The organism is Longimicrobiales bacterium (assembly GCA_029245345.1).
GTDB lineage: Bacteria > Gemmatimonadota > Gemmatimonadetes > Longimicrobiales > Gaopeijiaceae > CALFPJ01.
This window is the reverse complement of the sequence record JAQWPM010000021.1, coordinates 131,271-151,296: the sequence shown is the minus strand read 5'-3', so window position 1 is coordinate 151,296 and position 20,026 is coordinate 131,271. Positions and strand designations below refer to the sequence as shown.

18 protein-coding genes and 1 tRNA gene are annotated in these 20,026 nt (G+C 61.4%); all 19 read left to right on the top strand.

The features are described 5' to 3' along the window. Positions 1 to 34: 34 nt before the first annotated feature. The 19 genes from alaS (at position 35) to P8L30_11735 (ending at position 19,755) form a co-directional block, all read left to right on the top strand. A complete protein-coding gene (alaS, locus tag P8L30_11825; protein MDG2240880.1) occupies positions 35 to 2,671 on the top strand; it encodes an alanine--tRNA ligase in 2,637 nt (878 codons plus the stop codon). Positions 2,672 to 2,715: 44 nt separating this feature from the next. After that, positions 2,716 to 2,952 carry a hypothetical protein gene (locus tag P8L30_11820; GenBank protein MDG2240879.1) on the top strand — a complete coding sequence of 79 codons (237 nt, stop codon included), beginning with the start codon at positions 2,716 to 2,718 and terminating at the stop codon, positions 2,950 to 2,952. After that, positions 2,949 to 3,776 carry a hypothetical protein gene (locus P8L30_11815; GenBank protein MDG2240878.1) on the top strand — a complete coding sequence of 276 codons (828 nt, stop codon included), beginning with the start codon at positions 2,949 to 2,951 and terminating at the stop codon, positions 3,774 to 3,776. Before P8L30_11820 ends, P8L30_11815 begins: the two co-directional genes overlap by 4 nt. Continuing rightward, positions 3,773 to 4,357, top strand: coding sequence for an SIS domain-containing protein (locus P8L30_11810; GenBank protein ID MDG2240877.1), 585 nt, complete (start codon positions 3,773 to 3,775; stop codon positions 4,355 to 4,357). The genes P8L30_11815 and P8L30_11810 overlap by 4 nt, the downstream gene beginning before the upstream one ends. Positions 4,358 to 4,388: 31 nt before the next feature. Continuing rightward, the gene (locus tag P8L30_11805; protein ID MDG2240876.1) at positions 4,389 to 5,153 is read left to right on the top strand and encodes an SDR family NAD(P)-dependent oxidoreductase; all 765 of its coding nucleotides are present in this window, start codon (positions 4,389 to 4,391) and stop codon (positions 5,151 to 5,153) included. Then, positions 5,150 to 6,418 (top strand): hypothetical protein, encoded by a 1,269-nt coding sequence (locus P8L30_11800; protein ID MDG2240875.1) that lies wholly within the window; start codon positions 5,150 to 5,152, stop codon positions 6,416 to 6,418. The genes P8L30_11805 and P8L30_11800 overlap by 4 nt, the downstream gene beginning before the upstream one ends. After that, positions 6,415 to 6,849 (top strand): AAA family ATPase, encoded by a 435-nt coding sequence (locus P8L30_11795; protein MDG2240874.1) that lies wholly within the window; start codon positions 6,415 to 6,417, stop codon positions 6,847 to 6,849. The genes P8L30_11800 and P8L30_11795 overlap by 4 nt, the downstream gene beginning before the upstream one ends. A gap of 90 nt (positions 6,850 to 6,939) precedes the next feature. Beyond that, positions 6,940 to 7,797: a hypothetical protein gene (locus tag P8L30_11790; GenBank protein ID MDG2240873.1), complete on the top strand. Its 858-nt coding sequence runs from the start codon at positions 6,940 to 6,942 to the stop codon at positions 7,795 to 7,797. After that, positions 7,745 to 9,097 carry a GTPase HflX gene (hflX, locus tag P8L30_11785; protein MDG2240872.1) on the top strand — a complete coding sequence of 451 codons (1,353 nt, stop codon included), beginning with the start codon at positions 7,745 to 7,747 and terminating at the stop codon, positions 9,095 to 9,097. The genes P8L30_11790 and hflX overlap by 53 nt, the downstream gene beginning before the upstream one ends. 124 nt (positions 9,098 to 9,221) lie before the next feature. Further along, positions 9,222 to 9,947 carry a pyridoxine 5'-phosphate synthase gene (locus tag P8L30_11780; protein ID MDG2240871.1) on the top strand — a complete coding sequence of 242 codons (726 nt, stop codon included), beginning with the start codon at positions 9,222 to 9,224 and terminating at the stop codon, positions 9,945 to 9,947. Next, the gene (locus P8L30_11775; protein ID MDG2240870.1) at positions 9,944 to 11,014 is read left to right on the top strand and encodes a lysylphosphatidylglycerol synthase transmembrane domain-containing protein; all 1,071 of its coding nucleotides are present in this window, start codon (positions 9,944 to 9,946) and stop codon (positions 11,012 to 11,014) included. Before P8L30_11780 ends, P8L30_11775 begins: the two co-directional genes overlap by 4 nt. Next, positions 11,011 to 11,886: a 4-(cytidine 5'-diphospho)-2-C-methyl-D-erythritol kinase gene (ispE, locus tag P8L30_11770; GenBank protein ID MDG2240869.1), complete on the top strand. Its 876-nt coding sequence runs from the start codon at positions 11,011 to 11,013 to the stop codon at positions 11,884 to 11,886. The genes P8L30_11775 and ispE overlap by 4 nt, the downstream gene beginning before the upstream one ends. 48 nt (positions 11,887 to 11,934) lie before the next feature. Further along, a tRNA-Gln gene (locus tag P8L30_11765) sits at positions 11,935 to 12,005 on the top strand. A 42-nt stretch (positions 12,006 to 12,047) separates the two neighbouring features. Next, entirely contained in the window at positions 12,048 to 13,856 is a 1,809-nt protein-coding gene (locus tag P8L30_11760; GenBank protein ID MDG2240868.1) for a hypothetical protein, read from the top strand. A 79-nt stretch (positions 13,857 to 13,935) separates the two neighbouring features. Next, positions 13,936 to 14,946, top strand: a complete 1,011-nt coding sequence (locus P8L30_11755; GenBank protein MDG2240867.1) for a ribose-phosphate pyrophosphokinase — start codon at positions 13,936 to 13,938, stop codon at positions 14,944 to 14,946. 60 nt (positions 14,947 to 15,006) lie between these two features. Beyond that, entirely contained in the window at positions 15,007 to 15,669 is a 663-nt protein-coding gene (locus P8L30_11750; protein MDG2240866.1) for a 50S ribosomal protein L25, read from the top strand. Positions 15,670 to 15,684: 15 nt separating this feature from the next. Next, the gene (gene pth / locus P8L30_11745; GenBank protein ID MDG2240865.1) at positions 15,685 to 16,254 is read left to right on the top strand and encodes an aminoacyl-tRNA hydrolase; all 570 of its coding nucleotides are present in this window, start codon (positions 15,685 to 15,687) and stop codon (positions 16,252 to 16,254) included. Positions 16,255 to 16,324: 70 nt separating this feature from the next. Beyond that, positions 16,325 to 18,448: a sodium-translocating pyrophosphatase gene (locus P8L30_11740; GenBank protein ID MDG2240864.1), complete on the top strand. Its 2,124-nt coding sequence runs from the start codon at positions 16,325 to 16,327 to the stop codon at positions 18,446 to 18,448. A 110-nt stretch (positions 18,449 to 18,558) separates the two neighbouring features. Continuing rightward, positions 18,559 to 19,755 carry a M20/M25/M40 family metallo-hydrolase gene (locus P8L30_11735; GenBank protein ID MDG2240863.1) on the top strand — a complete coding sequence of 399 codons (1,197 nt, stop codon included), beginning with the start codon at positions 18,559 to 18,561 and terminating at the stop codon, positions 19,753 to 19,755. Positions 19,756 to 20,026: the final 271 nt, after the last annotated feature.

The window sequence follows — 20,026 nt, the reverse complement described above, 5'->3', positions numbered from 1 at the left end:
TGCCCAATAACCACGCGGGTTCCCGAGCAGAGTCATGAAGACCGCAGAAATCCGACAGAGATTCATCGACTACTTCGAAGAGAGGGGTCACGAGATCCGCCCGAGTTCGTCCCTGGTACCGGGAGACGACCCGACGCTGCTGTTCACGAATGCCGGGATGGTGCAGTTCAAACGCATCTTCCTGGGTCACGACCAGGTGGGCTACAATCGCGCGGTGACGTCGCAGAAGTGCGTCCGGGCCGGTGGGAAGCACAACGATCTGGAAGAAGTCGGACGGACGACGCGCCACCACACGTTCTTCGAGATGTTGGGCAACTTCTCGTTCGGGGACTACTTCAAGCGGGACGCGATCGCTTTCGCTTGGGAGCTGATGACCGACGTGTACGGGCTCGATCCCGAGCGCTTCTATGCCACGGTACACCATACCGATGATGAAGCAGCGGACCTTTGGGCGACCGAAATCGGCCTCCCTGCGAATCGGATCTACCGGCTTGGTGACAAAGACAATTTCTGGCAGATGGCCGACACCGGGCCGTGCGGTCCGTGCTCGGAACTGCACTATGACATGCGGGATGATCGTGCACCCATCACCAGCACTGAAGAATTCGTAGAACTCAATGAGTCCGGAATCATCATTGAGCTGTGGAATCTCGTCTTCATGCAGTTCGATCGAGACGCCTCGGGTGAATTGACGCCTCTGCCTGCGCAATCTGTGGATACTGGTGCTGGACTCGAGCGGATCGCCTCCGTGCTCCAAGGAGTCGATTCGAACTTCCACATCGATCTGTTCGAACCAATGCTCGAACGAGTGGCGGAGTTGGTCGGCCGCCCATACGACCGCGACTCAGAAGAGGGTGTCAGCTACCGAGTGCTTGCAGATCACGCCCGGTCCGTTGCCTTCCTGTTGGCTGATGGTGTTTTTCCGGCGAACGACGGACGCGGATACGTGCTACGCAGGATTCTCCGGCGCGCGGTCCGACATGCATGGCTCATGGACCGACGTGAGCCGACGCTCGTCGGGGTCGTGGAAGCCGTAATCGATTCGATGTCAGAAGTGTATCCGGATCTCGGTCGGCGTCGGGAGCATATCCTACGAACCACCCGGGCCGAGGAGGAGCGCTTCCTCGACACCATCGAAGGCGGCATGAGCCGCTTCGACGAGCTGGCCTCGGGAGAGGAGAGGATGATCCCCGGGAGTGAAGCGTTCAAGTTGTATGACACGTTCGGCTTTCCGCTCGACCTCACGCAGTTGATGGCGGAGGAGCGCGGTTATTCGGTGGATATTTCAGGGTTCGAGTCGGCCCTGGATGAGCAACGTGAGCGATCCCGCGCCAATCGGAGAGCCTCCGGTCCAGTGGTGGACGGTGCCTCCAACGAAGAAGGATGGACCCACGTCTCCGATGGGGATTATGCATTCGTTGGGTATGACGAATTGCGGGTGGAAACCAATGTCCTCGCGTATCGTCAAGACGCTGATGTGACTGGACTGATCCTTCAGCGAAACCCCTTTTACGTGGAGAGCGGTGGCCAGATCTCAGACTTGGGGTCGGTAACAGGTGAAGGGTGGAGCCTCGATGTGACGAGCCTCGCCAAGGTCGGTAACCGGACAGCCGTATTCGGCGCCGTGGGAGAGGGCTTTCCTTCGGATTTCTCCGAACTGACCGTCCTGGCTGAGGTCCCAACTCGGGTTCGCCGTGACACGGTCCGGAATCACACCGCCACACATCTTCTGCATGCCGCGCTGCGCCAGGTGCTCGGTGAGCATGTCGTGCAGCGAGGCTCACTGGTCTCGGCGGAGAAATTGCGTTTCGATTTCGCCCACACGGCTCCGATGACCGAGGAAGAGCGGGGCCGGGTCGAGAAGATCGTGAATGAGGGTATTTGGGCCGATCATCCCGTAGAAATCGCCCAGCGGAGCTACGACCAAGCCGTCGAGTCCGGGGCGATGGCTCTTTTCGGGGAAAAGTACGGCGACGAAGTGCGTGTGGTGAACATCCCGGGTGTCAGCATGGAACTGTGCGGTGGAACCCACGCGCGTCACACTGGTGAAATCGGACTCTTCCGCATGGTTGGGGAGTCAGGAGTGGCCGCGGGCGTGCGTCGCGTCGAGGGGCTGACGGGTCGAGGCGCATACGACTATCTGCGTGGGCGTGAAGACGCACTTGGGCACGCTGCGGCCGTCCTCAAGACGCAGCCAGACAATTTGAGCCACCGCGCTGAGCAGTTACTTGAAGAAAAGGCAGAACTTGAGGGCTTGCTTGACGAACTCCGGTCTGATGCCGGATCGGGTGAGACGAGGGTCGTTTCCGAGTCTCTCAGTGCCGAAGAAGGCGGCCCACGATACCTCGGGATCCGCCTGAAGGCACGAGATGCGGACGATGCCCGGAAGTGGGGTGACCGATTCGTTTCCCAAGGCTCGGGCGTTGCCGTACTGGTGGCTGAGATGCCTGGTGACAAACGATCGATGTTCACGTTTGTGACCGATGATCTGATCTCGAAGGGTGTGCGCGCGGATGCGGTCGTGCGAGAGGTCGCCGCCGTGGTTGGCGGTCGAGGTGGCGGGCGCCCGCATATGGCGCAGGCCGGCGTCGAGGAACCGGAGCGCATCGATGAAGCACTCGAGGCCGGACTGTCTGTGGTGCGCGATCTCATGGCGAGCCCGAAGGCATGAACCGTCCCCGGGCCTGGCTCCGTCAACGCATTCCCCTAGCCCCTATGGATCTGGCCCCATGGCTGGGTGCGTGGGACGACCCAGCCGGCGTGCATCTCACGCAAACAGGGCGTGAGGCGTTGAAACGGGCGCGGGCGAATCCGGGTCGGGTGCGGCAGAGTGCGTTTGATCTTCTCGCGGCTGACGCGGTACTCAGCTACGCATGCGAAGCGGCTCTGGAAGCTGCGGACCCGAACGAGGCGTTGCTGACTCTGGTGCGAACAGTGGCGGAGGCCGAGTGACTGAGCAGGACGCGGCAGCTTACGTCGACTTCCACAGTCACCTTGTTCCAGGTGTGGACGACGGCGCTCGGACAATCGAGGACACCTTGGCTGCGGTACAGCGAATGACCCGGATGGGCATTCGCAAGATCCTGACAACACCCCACCTCGATGGCTCGATCACCAAAGACCCAGAGGCTCTCGAGGCACGCCTGACCGAGGTCACGCGAGCGTGGGAAGAGGCTGCCGATGCGATCGGGCGTGACTTCCCGGAGGTAGAATTCAAGTGTGGCCACGAGGTCATGCTCAACATTCCCGACGTCGACTTCTCGGACCCCCGAGTACGGTTGGACGGGACGTCGTTTGTTCTGATCGAATGGCCCCGACTCCAGGTTCCGCCTGGGACGGTTCAGGTGCTCGAGCGGATAATCGCCGAGGGTTATAAACCCATCGTTGCACATCCCGAGCGGTATATTGGGATTGACCGATCCGCTGACGTGATCCGTGAATGGCGCGAGACAGGCGCCCATCTGCAAGTCAATTATGGGTCGCTGTTTGGGCGCTACGGAGCGGCGGCGCGCTCGATTGCAGGGCACATTCTAAAGCGGGGGTGGGCGGATTACCTCGCGTCAGATTTCCATGGGCAGGGGGAGCAGAAAATCTACTTCGAAGAGATTGCGACGCGACTCGAGGATCTTGGAGCCGCGGAAGCGCTCAAGGCGCTGTGCGTCACGAATCCGGGTCGCATCTTTCGTGACGAGGAGCCCCTTCCTGTTCCTCTTCTTCCGCCCGAGACGGGATTCTGGGCGAAGATGAAGGGCATCGTGAACCAGGGGGGAGTGTGAATGACGCGACTTTGACCATCCGGGATCACCTGACCTCTTTAGCTGACCTGTCTGTTCTCGTCTCAGACGAAATGAGCGAAGACATAGCGGCACTGGCCGCCTTGGTCCTCTCTACAGTAGAGGCAGGCGGGAAGATCATGTTCTGCGGGAACGGCGGGTCCGCGGCCAACGCCCAGCACCTCGCGACCGAATATGTGGTTCGTTTCGCTCGCGAACGCAGAGCTGTCGCGGCGCTCGCGCTAACGACGGACACGTCGTTGTTGACCGCAGGAGCGAACGACTACGGCTTTGACACGATCTTCTCGAGGCAAATCGAGGCGTTAGGGCGGCCCGGTGACATCCTTGTGTTGCACTCGACGAGTGGGGATTCTGAGAACCTGATCGCCGCGGTCGAAGCTGCGAAGGTACTGGACATCCGGACTGTGGCGTTGCTCGCCAAGGGTGGAGGTCGGCTGAAGTCGGTCGTTGATCAGGCGCTCGTTGTGCCTACCCAATCGACGGCACGCGCCCAGGAACTCCACCTGGCAATTGGACATATCGTCTGCGAGATCGTCGACAAAGCGGTCGCAGGCGACAGCTAGCTTTTCATGTGATACGAACGACTGGACTCAAATGAACAACCTGATTGATCTGACCGGGAAGAACGCACTCGTGACGGGTGGTTCCAGGGGTGTCGGCCGAGCGACGGCGCTCATGCTCGCTCGAGCCGGAGCCGGTGTTGGAATCGCCTATCGGAGCCGCGCGGAGGAGGCTGCCGGTGTGGTCGAAGAACTCCGTGCTCTGGGTGTGCATGCTTGGGCCCAGGCCGGGGACTTGTCGTCTCCTGATGCTGCGAACGCGCTCTTCGAACGCGCACAGGAGGAGTTCGATGGCCTAGATCTTTTTGTGGGCAACCACGGAATTTGGCCCCCAGTAGATGCGCCGGTGTCGGAAATGACGGATGAGCAGTGGCACAGCACCATCGGTGCGAATCTGCATTCCGTCTTCTACACGTGCAGAGCCGCGGCGCGTGTCCTGCGGGACCATGGCCGGGTCGTATTGGTCGGCTCCACAGCGGGGCAGCGAGGCGAGTCGTTCCACGCGGATTATGCTTCGACGAAGGGAGCGATGATCTCGTTCGTTAAAGGCTTTTGCCTCGAGCTCGCGCCGAGAGGGATCACAGTGAACTGCGTGGCGCCTGGTTGGATTGACACGGAAATGTCCGAGAGTGCGTATCGAGGTGATGAGCGCGATCGTGTGGCAGCGGCGATCCCGATCGGCCGGATTGCGACGGCTGATGACGTCGCGGGACCGATCGTGTTCTTGTGCTCCGAACTTGGGCGCCACCTGACAGGAGAGATCATGAACGTGAATGGGGGCGCGGTACTCGTGGGGTGACCACTTTACGCCCCTCTCCGCCCGATTCAGTTCTCTGGATCGTAAAGACCCTCGAAGAAGCAGGCCACGAGACTTGGGCTGTCGGTGGTGCTGTCAGGGACACCTTCGCGCGTCGTCCGGCGGGCGATTGGGACCTGACTACACATGCACGACCTCAGGAAGTACGGAAGATATTCAAGCGTACTGTGCCCATCGGAATTGAGCACGGAACGGTTGGGGTGCTCGACCGAGATGGGACCATGTTCGAGGTGACAACGTTCAGAAAGGACGTGGAAACGGACGGGCGTCACGCCGTGGTTGCGTTTGCCGAGTCAGTCGAGGAAGACCTCGCCCGACGCGACTTCACGATGAACGCCATCGCGTGGCATCCGCTTCGCGGTGAACATCTCGACCCTTTCGGTGGGCTTGCGGATCTCGAGGCCGGGATCCTACGAACCGTCGGTGAACCGGAGGAACGCTTCTCCGAGGACTATCTCAGGATCTTGCGAGCGTTTCGGTTCGCCGGGCGATTCGGTCTGGATATCGATCCACTGACGTGGGCTGCGATGACGTCGTTCGCCGAGTACCTCAGCGGGTTGTCTGCGGAACGGATACGCGAGGAGTTACTCAAGGTCTTATCTGCAGACCCTTCACCGTCTGTCACGCTTGGGCTGTATGCGGAAGCCGGCGCGATTGCGGTGCTCTATCCGGAGTGGGAAAACATCCGCCGAGACCGACCCGGGGAGTGGAAAGCCGCGATGGCGACGGTGGACCGTTTGCCGCTCGGCAATGCGCCATTGCGACTCGCAGCGCTCCTGCGTGGAGTGGATCGCTCGGCAGCTGCTCATCTACTAGGGCGACTCAAACTTTCCAACGCTCAAACGGACGAGGTGGCCCATCGAGCGGCCGCGGACCCATTGCCGGGGCCTGGAGAGGACGACGAGGTCTTCCGACGCTGGCTGTCTCGGACAGGACCCGAGCGGCTGGGCGTCGTGGCTCGACTGGACCTGGCTGGCGCGCGCACTCAGGTATCTGGAGAAGCGGCTTACGAGACGGTGGCGTCGTGGCAGCGAGCCCGCCACGTGCGCAGAAGCGGGGTGCCGTTGTGCACCGCGGATCTTGCAGTCGACGGACGCGACTTGATCGCTTCGGGACTCCGGCCGGGGCCCCGATTCGGCGAGCTTCTCGATCAGGCCCTGGACGTGGTGTTAAGAGATCCGGACCAGAACACTCGTGAGGCGCTTCTATCGCACATCCGTGAGTGGACTCGGGAGCCGACGGCGTGAGCGACCTGAGCCTGTTTGAGGACTCTGAGGAAACGGAAGCGACCGTCGGTGTGACGTCGGGGGAAGCCGAGGGCGCGGCTGACCCCATCGATCTCACCGCGCCCCTGGCTGCACGTATGAGGCCTCGAGCGATGACGGAGTTTCGGGGTCAAGAGCACCTACTCGGTAAGGGCCGTGCCATCCGGGCGATGCTGGATCAAGCGGCTCCGAAGAGCATGATCCTCTGGGGACCGCCGGGGAGCGGAAAGACCACGCTTGCTCGCATTATCGCGCGGGAGACGGGCGTCAGATTCGTGCCGTTCAGTGCGGTGACGGAGGGGATCGCCCGAGTGCGGGAGATCATCAAGGAGGCGGCAGCGCGCCTGAAGACCACCGGACGGCGCACGATTCTGTTCTGTGATGAAATCCATCGTTTCAACAAGGCTCAGTAGGACGCGTTCCTTCCGCATGTCGAGGCGGGGACGGTCATTCTCATTGGCGCGACCACGGAGAACCCGTCGTTCGAGATTGTCCGTCCGCTGTTGTCGCGGGCTCCAGTCTACGTGTTGAATGCCCTCACTGAGGATGATCTGCGGGTCATCCTAACGGACGCAGTCGAAACCTCAGATCGGGGGCTTAAGGACTCAGGGGTGATATTCGATGCGGAGGCACTCGACTTCATCGCGGTGGCCTCTGACGGAGATGCTCGCCGCGCGCTCGGAGTCCTCGAAGCCGCATGCGACCTCGTCGGAAACGGCGGTGCTGTGGGGTTGGAGGAGGCAAAGGAATCGCTTCAGCATCGGTTCGCCACATACGATAAGGGTGGCGAGGAGCACTTCAACCTCATCTCGGCGCTTCACAAATCGATACGGGGTAGCGATCCGGACGCGGCGCTCTATTGGTTCGCTCGCATGATCGAGGGAGGAGAGGATCCTCTCTACATCGCTCGGCGCCTAGTCAGAATGTCCGCAGAAGACATCGGGATGGCGGATCCACAAGCCTTGCAGGTGACCATCGCGGCCCGGGACGCGTTTCACTTTCTCGGCAGTCCTGAAGGGGACTTGGCGCTTGCGGAGGCGATCATCTATTTAGCGACCGCTCCCAAGTCGAACCGGGCTTATGCTGCCTGGGGTGCGGCGCTCGCGAAGGCCCGGGATACGCCCAGTGCCGGAGTGCCGCTGCACATCCGAAACGCGCCGACGGGGCTCATGAAGGACTTGGGCTACGGGAAGGGGTATCAGTACGACCCGTCGGAAGAAGACGGCATCTCGTCCCAATCCTATCTGCCCGAGGGGTTGGAAGAGACGCACTTCTACGAGCCAGGGCACTTCGGTTACGAGAAGACGGTTGCAGAACGACTCAAATGGTGGGCCGAGCGCCGCTCGCGCGGAGGGGACTGACATTCCGACTCAACTGATCGACTTACAGACTCCCGTGGACCGCACGGTGCTCGTGGGGGCGCCACCTCGTGGTATGGACCAGAGGTTGGTTGATGAACATCTCATTGAGATGGAGCGGCTTACTGACACGGCAGGCGGCGAAGTCGTGGGTACGCTCACGCAAAGGGTTGACCGGCCCCACCCTCGCTTTTTCATAGGGAAGGGGAAGGCCGAGGAATTGAAGACCCTCGTGGATGAGAGCGAGGGGGATCTAGTGATCTTCGATGAGGAACTCAGTCCGGCTCAAGGGAAGAACCTCGAAGAACTACTCGGTGTTCGTGTCATGGACCGCTCGGAGTTGATCCTCGACATCTTCGCGACTCGGGCTCGCTCGCATGAGGCGCGAATGCAGGTCGAGCTCGCTCAGCTCGAATACTTGTTGCCGCGGCTGCGCAGGATGTGGAGTCACCTCTCACGAATCCGCGGAGGAATCGGACTGCGGGGGCCCGGAGAAACTCAGCTGGAGACTGACCGTCGACTCATCGGAAAACGAATCGGGGATCTCAAGTCGAATCTCCGTGACGTTGCCAAGGCCCGTGAGATCCAACGCCGGGTACGTCAGGGCGCGTTCCGGGCGGCGCTGGTCGGATACACGAACGCGGGAAAATCATCACTTTTGCGCGCGCTGTCGGGGGCGGACCTCTTCGTGGAAGATCGCCTCTTCGCCACTCTGGATTCAGCCACCCGAGCGGTCGATCTCGGGTCCGGGCATGAGGCGTTAATAACGGATACGGTTGGGTTTATCCGCAAGCTTCCACACCACTTGGTGGCCTCGTTCCGGTCCACGCTCGAGGAAGCGCGAGAGGCCGATGTGCTGATGCACGTGATCGACGCCTCCCATACGGATTGGGAGGAGCAACGCGAGGTCGTGATCGGGGTGCTTGAGAGTCTCGACCTTGGTGAAGCGAACAAGATTCTGGTGTTCAACAAGGTCGACCGGATCACCCACGCCGAACAGGACGCCCTGCAGGCGAGGATCCGCGCCCTTGAAGGCATTCCCGCGGTTTTTGTGTCCGCTCACGATCCACAGAGCCTTGATGCGATCCGTGAGACGCTCACGGCGCGTATCCGAGCGAAGCTGTCGGAGGTCGTCGTTCGGATTCCGGTAGCCGACGGCAGTACAATCGCGGCCCTGTATCGGGAGGCCGAGGTCATTGAACGCGTGGATGATGCCACAACGGTTGCACTGACTGCCCGGGTCCCCGTCCCATTCCTTGGACGCCTGCGTTCTAAAGACGGAATCCGAATTGAAGAGGCCTAATCGTTGCTATTCTTTGGAGCACTGGCCCGGAGCAATCGGGGCCTATCCGCTAGCGAACCCGGCGCAGCAACTTTGCCGCGCCCGACCACATCATAGGGTCTGACCCTAAAACACTGCCGACATCATGCGCCTTTACGTCAATATTGATCATGTGGCCACCGTCCGTGAGGCCCGTAAAACGGATGAGCCCGACCCGGTACTCGCCGCCGCTGCTGCGGAGGCAGGTGGGGCGGATGGGATCACGGTCCACCTTCGCGAGGATCGTCGTCACATTCAGGACCGTGACGTCGAGCTCCTCATGAAGTCAGTGTGGACGGTGGTGAACCTCGAACTTGCGGCGGTTCCAGAGATGGTCGGTCTCGCCTGTGCCTGGCAGCCCATGCAGGCGACTCTCGTTCCAGAAAAGCGAGAAGAAATCACGACTGAGGGCGGTCTCGACCTCATGAATGATGGGCCCCGGTCGGCCTTGGTAGCGGGACTTGAGCGGCTCAGGCAGTCGGGGATCCGCACGGCCCTTTTCATCGACCCTGACGAAGAGTCCATCCGGGCCTCTCATGATCTTGGGGTTGATGCAGTAGAGCTTCACACGGGCGAGTTCGCGAACACACGCGGCAGTGAGCGCGATGAGCAGGTGGCGCGGCTGCGGGCTGCTGCGGAATTGGGCAGACACCTCGGACTCGCGGTGCATGCCGGCCATGGGCTTACCTATGAGAACGTGATGCCGCTCGCCGCCATTTCGGAGATCGAAGAACTGAACATCGGACACAGTATCGTATCGCGCGCGGTTTTCGTGGGAATGGAGTCTGCCGTGAGAGAAATGGCCGGCATCCTGGCTGAGGTCCGTGGGTGAAGCACTGGGGAAAGGCACTCATCGGTGGCGGAGTCACGGTTGTCGCTCTCTGGTGGGCGCTTCACGATGTGCCGGTGGCCGATGTGGGCGAGAGCATGCGGAGAGCCGACCTTACCCTGCTCGCGGCCGCGACTTTCGTCGCGACCTTCGGCTTCTTGATCCGAGCGCTGCGTTGGAGGTTCCTCCTGACGCCGGTGGCTCCCGGCACCACCTTGCGATCCCGCTTCGGCAGTGTCTCGATCGGATTCATGGGGAACAACATCCTGCCCGCACGAGCGGGGGAATTCGCCCGGCCCTACGCGCTTAGCAAGATGGAGCCGGTGAGTATGAGTGCTGCGTTCGGAACCCTCGTGGTCGAACGCTTCCTTGATGGCATCATGCTTCTAGTGTTTCTAGTGATTCCTGTGCTGACGCCAGGGTTCCCCTCGTCGGAAGCGCTCACCAGCGGTACAGGCGCATTGGTATTAAAGGGTGGTATCGCGGGGGTCATCGTGGTGCTTCTCGCGTTGGTGTTTATGGCGGCTATGCCGAGCCGTTTCGTTCGGGTGGCAGAGTACTGCGCACGGTTCCTGCCGAGTCGCATCGCGGGGCCACTCGTGGAGGCGCTCCAGTCGTTCCTCGACGCGATGGCGATCATGCGCGACCCGAAGCTTCTGACGTACGCCATGGTGTGGACCGCCATCTTCTGGACGTGGCACGGGCTGTCGTTCTGGTTAGGTATGATGGCGTTCGGAATCGATACCGGCTTCGTCTCCGCGATCTTTACGGAGGCCGTGGTCGGCTTCGCCGTGGCAGTCCCGGCCGCCCCAGGGTTTCTCGGCACGTTTCAGGTCGGGGCCGACTTCGCGTTGGGCACCGTGTACGGAGTGGATGCCGGAGACTCACTCGCATTCGGCTTCGGATATTGGGCGGCTGGCTGGTTCCCGATCACAGCAATCGGACTGTACTACGCGTGGTCCATCGGTATGTCGTTCGGCGACATGGGTGCTGCGGAAGAACGGGTTCAGGATGTCGTTGAACTCGAGGGTCCCCACGCGACAGAAATTCTAGGTGGAGGGGACGAGTGATACGAAGTGCTTCCCTGCTCGCGCCCGCAAAGGTCAACCTTCTTCTGCAGGTACTCGGGCGCCGGGCGGACGGCTTCCATGAGATACGGACTGAGTTCCAGTCGGTGAACTTCGGCGACCGGGTCAGTGTTTCCCTGGAGGGAATCGGGATCACGTTGGACGTTGACGGGCCGGATCTCGGGCCTCTCGATGAAAACTTGGCGCACCGTGCGGCTGTGGAATTCGCGGAAGTGGCTGGACTCAGCAGTGGGATACGAGTGCGACTGGAGAAGCACATCCCGGCCGGGGCTGGCCTCGGCGGCGGGTCCTCTGACGCATCCGCCGTTCTCCGTCTTCTCAATCATCTCACGGGTCATCCGCTGAGCATTAAGACGCTGATGGAAATTGGTGCGCATCTCGGATCTGACGTCCCGTTTTTTCTTACGAACAGCCCGCGCGCACGAGCTTTTGGAAGGGGCGATGCACTAAGGTCGCTTGCGCCGCTCCCGGCATGTGCGGTCACTCTGCTCGTGCCCCCCACGCACGTAGCGACTGGGCCCGCGTACGAAGCACTGGGAAGAGGGCCGGTCCCCGAAGGGGACTCACAGATGGATACGAATCATGCGGATTCGTGGGCCGAGGTGATCGTCCGGGCGAAGAACGATTTCGAGGTGGTGGTGTCCGGGCTTCACACCGAGGTTCGACGAGCTCTGGATCGGCTCGCGGCGGAACGTCATGCCCTCGTGATGCTGTCTGGGAGTGGAGGCGCTTGCTTCGCGCTCGATCCGGCGGCCGGGGTTCCGGTCGAGGCAGAAGTGACCGCGGACGCCGCCGACGGCTGGCTGTTGGTCAAGACGAGTACGCTGATGACGGTGCCTTCCGTCATGGAGTAACTGTAGGGACTTGAATCCGCCCCCCCACAGCGGGTAGGATTGGCGCGCTGGCCCGTCGTCCAATGGCAGGACACCGCTCTTTGGCAGCGGCGATGATGGTTCGAATCCATCCGGGCCAATGGTAGGACTCAGAGAGGGGGCGGCGACGCTTCTCGTACCGAATGAACGGTCCGCTTTTCGCAGGCGCGCTAATCGCGTTGGGGCTTCCAGCCGCACCCATGGGCCAAGTCGCGACAGGTGCGCGCGACACCACCATCCTGGTAGCGGACTCATCGGACCTCAGAAGCCAGGCCAGGGCTGCGCAGGCGCGATTCGAGCGGAGTCGTACCCGGCATTTGCCCGCCACCATCGAGACGTTCGGATCGGTGTGCGACGAGCATGTGGGCCGTTTCTGTTCGTGGTACGAAGAGGGGGACTGGTATCCCACCCCAGAATCTCCCCAGATCCGAGAGCTCAGAGCCGATCTCCTCGCGACGCTCGACTCGATTCAGGCGGGACTTCCCGGCGACGATTGGGTGCTCGGGCAGCGCGTCTGGTATCTGTCGGAAGGGGGGCAGTGGGATAAGGCTCTGCACGCGGCTTCCGAGTGTGGTGGTGCCCAGCCTTGGTGGTGTGCCGCACTCGAGGGATTCGCACTGCATGGGCTTCAGCGCATTCCAGAAGCGGAGTCTGCTTTCGCCCGCGCTCTCCGACAAATGGAGCCGGGACAGGCTCTCGAATGGCGACTTCCTCGGAGGGCAGTGGACTCTGAAAGCAGTGGCCTCCTTTCCGATCTAGGAGACATTGCTGAGGTCGCCCCGGATTCGATCGATGGGGTCTTAGGTCGCATGTGGCGCCTGGCGGATCCTCTTTACCTGGTGGACGGGAATGACCGCCTGACAGCCCACTACGCTCGATGGACGGTCTCCACCCTCCGGGAACGAGCCCGAAATCCTTTCCATATCGCGTGGGGGAGGGATATGGAGGAGCTGACAATTCGGCATGGATGGGAGATCGGTTGGGAGCGCTCTCCGCGGGGGAACTTCGCTTCTCTCGATAATGTCATCGGGCACAAGCACCCGGAGGGCCGTGATTTTATGCCGTCGGCCGGGGCGCTCAGGGAGCCAGGACTCGCTTCGTCCGAAGACCTCCGCCCAGATCGATCCAGGCCTCGGAGTCTCTACGCTCCTGCATATGCACCCGTCATGCTCCCCATGAACGGGCAGGTCGCGATTTTTCCGCGGGGCCCAGAAATGGTCGTCGTGTCTTCCTACTTCCTGCCGGAAGACACGACCCGGCACGCAGAGCATCGGCATGCCATCCCGTGGCTCGAAGCAGGGGATCAAGCGGGGCAGCCCCAGCGCGCGGGGCTCTATCTGATCCCGGTGGATGGCGGGCGTCCCCGAAACGTCAGGGATATTGGGAGCGATTCTGGCGTTCTCTCCGTCACCGTTCCGGTTGGAGCCTACGTCGTCTCAGTAGAGGCATTCAGCCCCGAACTCCGACGCGCGGGCAGGGAGCGGTTTGGCTTGGCGCGAAGTACCGTACCGGACGACGTCGCAGCACTCTCAGACATACTCCTCTTGGCACCGATGTCCACGCCACCCGAACAGCTGGAGGAGGCCCTCCTGTTCGCGCTCCTAAAGACAGAATTCCTACCTGGGCAGAGCTTCGCGATCGGTTGGGAGGTGTCTGGCTTGGGGTTTCGGCCGGAGCGTATGCGGTTTACGGCATCGGTCCGACGGTCCGACCGGAACCCGCTGAAGCGTATCGGGGACTTCCTCGGAATCACGAATCGACCCGAGCCGCTTAGGGTCTCATGGGAAGAGCTTGGGCCGGACCAGCCGACCCACGTCTTTCGGTATTTGAACTTGGACTTGCCGCGCCTCGATCCAGGCGACTACCAGATCACACTGACTCTAGAGACGTCGGGTCGTTCGACATCCACCACGACTCGGTCGTTCAAGGTTCGTGCCCGTCTGGGCACGTGAATACGAAATCCGCCCGTTGTCACGAGTCGTCAGATGGCGCGTTGACCAAGATCGGCGTTACTTCTAGCTTTTCGGGCTATTGATCGCTTGCACAATCCGCCCCGAACTCTCTGCCGAGACCATGGACGACACCTACCAGCGGGGCCCCCTACTCCTGCTCAGCGGACGGGCCAACCGGCCTTTGGCGGCAGACATCGGGGAGTTGATCGGAAAGTCGCCAGATGGGGCGACGATCAAACAGTTTGCCGACGGAGAGATCTTCGTCCGCATCGACCGGAATGCACGGGGGCGGGACGTCTACATCGTCCAGAGTACCCCGGCTCCAGCAGAGAACATGATGGAGATGCTGCTGCTGATCGATGCAGCCAAGCGAGCTTCTGCGGCACGAGTCACGGCCGTTATCCCGTATTTCGGTTACGGACGACAGGACCGTAAGGACCAGCCACGGGTGGCGATCGGAGCCAAGCTGTGTGCCAACCTCGTCGTGGCGGCGGGTGTCGATCGGGTCATCTCGATCGACTTCCATCAGCACCAGATCCAGGGTTTCTTCGACATTCCTGTGGATCACCTTTATGCGGCGCCGGTCTTTACCAAGTACTTCCGAGACAAAGCGCTCGAAGACTTGGTTGTGGTCGCGCCCGATGTTGGCGCAGCGAAAATGGCCCGCGGGTATGCGAAGCGACTCGAGGCCAGCTTTGCGATCATCGACAAGCGTCGCCCACAGGCGAACATGTCGGAGGTATTGAACGTGGTCGGTGAGGTGGAAGGCAAGACGTGCCTCCTCGTCGACGACATGGTGGACACCGGTGGCTCCTTGGCCAACGCGGTGCACGCCTTGAAGGATCGCGGATCCAAAGCGATTTACGCTGCGGTGACGCATGCACTGCTCTCAGGACCGGCCTCGGAGCGCCTGCAGAACTCCCCACTCGAGGAGATGGTGGTGACGAATACCATCCACACTCCCGAGGAAAAGCACTTCGACAAGCTCCGGGTCCTGTCTGTGGCCGATCTGCTTGCGAAGGCGATCGACCACGTACACTCGAACGAGTCCGTCAGTCAGCTGTTCGAGATTCCGCCGGAAGAAGACTGAATTCACTGAGGGAAAGGGCCCCGGGATCAGCCTGGGGGCCGATAATCAGGAGACTATAGAATGGCAGATGTAACACTCAACGCTCAGAAGCGAGAAGGCACCGGAAAGGGCGTAGCGCGCCAGCTCCGTCTGGCCGGTCGCGTTCCCGCTGTCCTGTACGGTCGCGAGTTCGACGCAGTTCACCTTTCGGTGGATGCGCATGAGGCGAAAAGACTCTTTCAGTCGATCAGCACCGAGAACACGATTCTGGCGCTCGACGTCGAAGGCGACAAAGAGCCCTACCGGACGCTCGTTCGTGAGATCCAGACCCACCCGTGGAAGGGCTCACTCGTCCACATCGACTTCTTACGCATCCAGAAGGGTGTCATGGTCGACGTCGAGGTCCCGATCCATCTGATCGGAACGCCCACGGGTGTGAAGAACGGCGGCGGTATCGTGGAACAGGTCATCCACGAGATTGCGGTCAGGTGCATTCCGTCCAAGATCCCGCAGTCGATCGACGTCGATATCTCGCACTTGGATGTCAACGAATCGCTGCATGTGTCCGACGTTGAGTTCGGCGAAGGCGTCGAGGTCATGATCGACGAGGCGAACACGATCTGTGCCGTTGCGATTCCGAGGGCAGTAGCCGCCGCCGATGAAGTTGAAGAAGGCGAAGAAGGCGAGAAGCTCGACGAAGATGGAGTGCCTCTCGAAGGCGACGCCGGCGGAGACGAGGCTTAGACCTCGTCGTCTAGCATGCGTCTGAAAATTGTACTCGGGCTCGGAAACCCCGGGCCCGAGTACGATGCCAGCAGGCACAACGTGGGATGGTGGGTTGTGGACCGGCTCGCGTACGATTGGGGCTTCGATTCGTTCGAGAGAGACGGTCGGGCCTTTCTCACGGAAGGCGACGTGGGTGAGTCCAGGGTGAAGCTCGTGAAGCCCGCGACATATATGAACCGGAGTGGCTTGGCGATGCGGCCCCTTAAGGCGATGGAAGACTTCAACGCCTCAGAGGACCTCTTGGTCATTGTAGACGATGCGGCGCTCGATGTGGGTCGGGTGCGGTTTCGGCCAGAGGGCGGGGCAGGTGGCCACAACGGATTGAAATCGATATCGGGTGCTTTGCAGTCGAATGAGTACGCCCGGCTGCGGGTAGGGGTTGGCATTAAGCCGGAGGGGGAAGACCTCGCTGACTGGGTGCTCGCTGAAATGCCTCACACAGACGAGGAAGTGGTGGTTGGGTTGTTGCCCGGACTTACAGAGGCCGTCGAACACTGGCTTCTCGAGGGCACGGAGGCGGCCATGAACCGCTTCAATCGATAGCTGGCGTGACCCAATGTGGGATCACGCATCATGACGTTCATGCAAGACGCATAACAGGAAGACCAATTCCATGACCGACTTCGTTGCAATGACCGGATTTGCTTGGATCCTCGGGATCCTGGGACTCGGCACAGCGGCCGGTATTTACGGCTACGTGAAGAAGCAGGACCCAGGTAACGAGACCATGGTAGATATCGGCGAACAGATTCACGACGGTGCCATGACGTTCCTACGCCGTGAGTACACAGTGCTCTCGGTGTTCGTGGTGGTGGTGGCGATTTTGTTGAGCATCACGATCGGAACGACGCCCGCAATCGCGTATGTCTTCGGGGCCTTGAGTTCCGTGGCAGCGGGTTTCTTCGGGATGAAGGCCGCGACGCGCGCGAACACACGTACCGCCGCTGCAGCGAACGACTTCGGTCAGGGTAAGGCACTCCGCATCGCCTTCTTTGGTGGTTCCGTGATGGGGCTCGCCGTTGCGGCGCTCGGCCTCATCGGCCTTGGAGTCCTGTTCGTGATGTTTGGAGCGGATGCGGTCGTCGATTCCGAGTTTGCGAACTTCGCCGAGATCGTCGCAGGCTTCGCGATGGGTGCCAGCTCGATCGCGCTGTTCGCGCGTGTCGGTGGAGGTATCTTCACCAAGGCCGCCGACGTTGGTGCTGATTTGGTCGGTAAGGTCGAGGTGGGGATTCCTGAGGATGACCCGCGGAACCCCGCGACCATCGCAGACAACGTGGGCGACAACGTCGGTGACGTAGCCGGTATGGGCGCGGACATCTTCGAGTCCTACGTGGGATCCATTGTGGCGACGATCGCGATTGGGGCGACAGCGCCGGCCCTGATGGCTCACCGGGCGGCGGCGATTTCGCTGCCGATCGTGACGGTCATGGTGGGAATGCTTGCCTCGCTGGTCGGCATCTCCGCCATGAAAGCCCTCGAGAAGCGGGATCCGGCGCAAGCGCTCCACGGCACCACATGGATCGCGGGTGGATTGTTTCTGGCCGCGATGTACTTCGTAGTCCAGAGCATGGGCATCACGTACACGGGCGCCGACGGCGCGGTCTACGGGGTGAACGGCCCCTGGATCGCGATCGTCGCGGGTACGCTGGCAGGGATCCTGATCGGAACGGTTACCCAGTACTACACTGCTGCCGGTCCGGTGAAGAAGATTGCGCAGGCAAGTGAGACGGGCGCCGGCACCAACCTCATCACCGGCCTTGCGGTTGGAATGGAGTCGGCGGCGATTCCGGTCATCTTGATTTGTATCGCGATCGGTGTCGCGTTTGGGTTCGCCGGCCTATACGGCATCGGTATCGCTGCGGTCGGAATGCTCGCAACTGTGGGTGTCACGATGTCAGTAGACGCCTACGGTCCCATCGCTGACAACGCGGGTGGTATCAGTGAGATGAGTGGGCTCGGACCGGAGACGCGTGAGATCACCGACTCCCTCGACGCCATCGGTAACACGACCGCAGCGATCGGTAAGGGCTTCGCCATCGGTTCTGCGGCTCTGACGGCACTGGCGCTCTTCTCGGCCTACTCGTCCAAGGTTGGGCTGCAGGAAACCGGCATCGATCTGGTCGACCCGATCGTTGTGATAGGTCTGTTCATTGGTGGAGCGCTTCCGTTCTTCGTAGCGGCACTCACCATGACGGCTGTCGGCCGTGCAGCGGAGGGTATGGTGGACGAAGTTCGACGTCAGTTCCGGGAAATTCCCGGGATCATGGAGGGGACGGCAAAGCCGGATTCCGGCCGGTGTATCGACATTTCTACGAAAGCCGCGTTGCGCGAGATGATTCTCCCCGGAATCACCGCAGTTTTTGCGCCGGTTGTTGTGGGTTACTTCCTCGGTGTTGAGGCCCTCGGCGGTATGCTGGCTGGTGCGACCGTTACGGGTGTGTTGATGGCCCTCTTCATGGCCAACGCTGGTGGCGCATGGGACAACGCGAAGAAGTACATCGAGGCTGGTGCACACGGGGGTAAGGGATCTGAAGCCCACAAGGCTTCTGTCGTCGGTGACACCGTTGGCGATCCGTTTAAGGACACTTCGGGGCCGTCACTCAATATCCTGATCAAGCTGATGAGTGTCGTATCTCTCGTGCTCGCGCCGTGGTTCCTGCAGGTACACGGAATCGATGTCGATCCTGCGACGACCTCGTGGCTCGTCGAGATGGTGCAGGGAATCTTCGGTTGATGGTTGGAACTAGGCGCGCAGTCGTCACTCTCCTCGTAACACAACCGCACTAGATAAGACGGGGTCTGCCTACTACGGGCAGGCCCCGTCGTTCATTAAGGGGACGTACCATGGCCAAAGCACCGACCTTCGAGAATGCACTCCAATTTGCTTCAGACCTGATCGCCACGCCGGGATTATCGGGCCAGGAGGGCGATGTAGCCCAACGTCTCCAGCAAGAGATGGAAGCTCTCGGACTGGAAGACATCCGTGTGGACGCGGCAGGAAATGTCATTGGTGTCGCGCGCGGGCGTGGTGATGCCCCTGCGGCCATGCTCAACTGCCACCTCGATGTGGTAGCGGAGGGTGATCATTCAGAATGGGAGGTGCCGCCCTTCAGCGGAGCGGTCCAAGACGGCTTTCTCCACGGGCGGGGCGCCATGGACATCAAAGGTCCTCTCGCGCTTCAGACGTATGCGGCCGCATCCATGATCGGTGAAGCTCCCGGAGATGTGATCGTCGCACATACGGTGTTCGAGGAACGAGGTGGCCTGGGCATGAAATACCTGCTCGAGTCGGGCGATGTTGAGCCGGCCATCGTGATCATCGGTGAAGCGACGCAGGGAGACGTTTGCATCGGGCATCGAGGGAGGGCGGAGTTGGAGGTCGTGCTCAGCGGTGAAGCGGGCCACGCGAGCGTCCCCGATCGTGCGGCGAATGCTCTCGATCTGCTGGGCGATGCCCTGGCCGCCGTGCATGACTTGGCGGAGGCGCAGGGGTCCGATGAAGTCCTAGGTGCGTCGAGTCTCGTTACAACGATGGTCAACGTGCTACCTGAGACCCGCAACGTGATCCCGGACCAGGTGGTGATGGCCATCGATTGGCGAATTCTGCCAACTGATTCGGACGAGTCGCTGGTTGCCAGAGTCCGTGCGGCGGTTGAACAGCGGATCCCGGAGCTCCCCAGCGGACTGTCCTTTGAGGTCAGGATGGCGACGGAGCATCAGGTCACGTACACCGGACTCGTCGCGGACCGCAATCTGTTCACGCCGGGGTTCCTTATGGACCCTGAGCACCCAGTGGTGCAAGCCGCAGCTGGGGCTGTTGGCCGAAGAGGAGCGGAAGGCGATGCCAAAGTCCGCCCGTGGCAGTTCGCGACCGACGGCGGTTGGTCATGCGGCGTGAACGGCATCCCCACGATCGGCTTCGCGCCGGGTGAGGAGCGTTTCGCCCACACCAATCGCGAGCGGTTGAACGTCGAGGCGGCCGCGTGGGGCTTTGAGCGGTATCCGCACTTGATTCGGGCTGTGCAGTTGGCGGCTAGGTAGGATTCGGCGGCGGCCAGGGGATACGCCGCTTTTCTGGGCCGCTCGTCTACACGGGCTCCGGGCTCGCTAAGCGACGGCGCGCGTCTTGTTCGTCGCGTCTTCTTTCTCTTTCCGCTTCGGCCTCCGCGTGACCCGCGAAGCCCCAGACGCGAGAGGTTCCAAGCCGCACCACGTTGTAGTAGGTTTGCGACTGCCCAATAGGGGCACAAGACAATGATCCCGCTTCGTGAGTTCACCGGCGTCGCACGCCAGGGAACAGCTTTCACGGAGC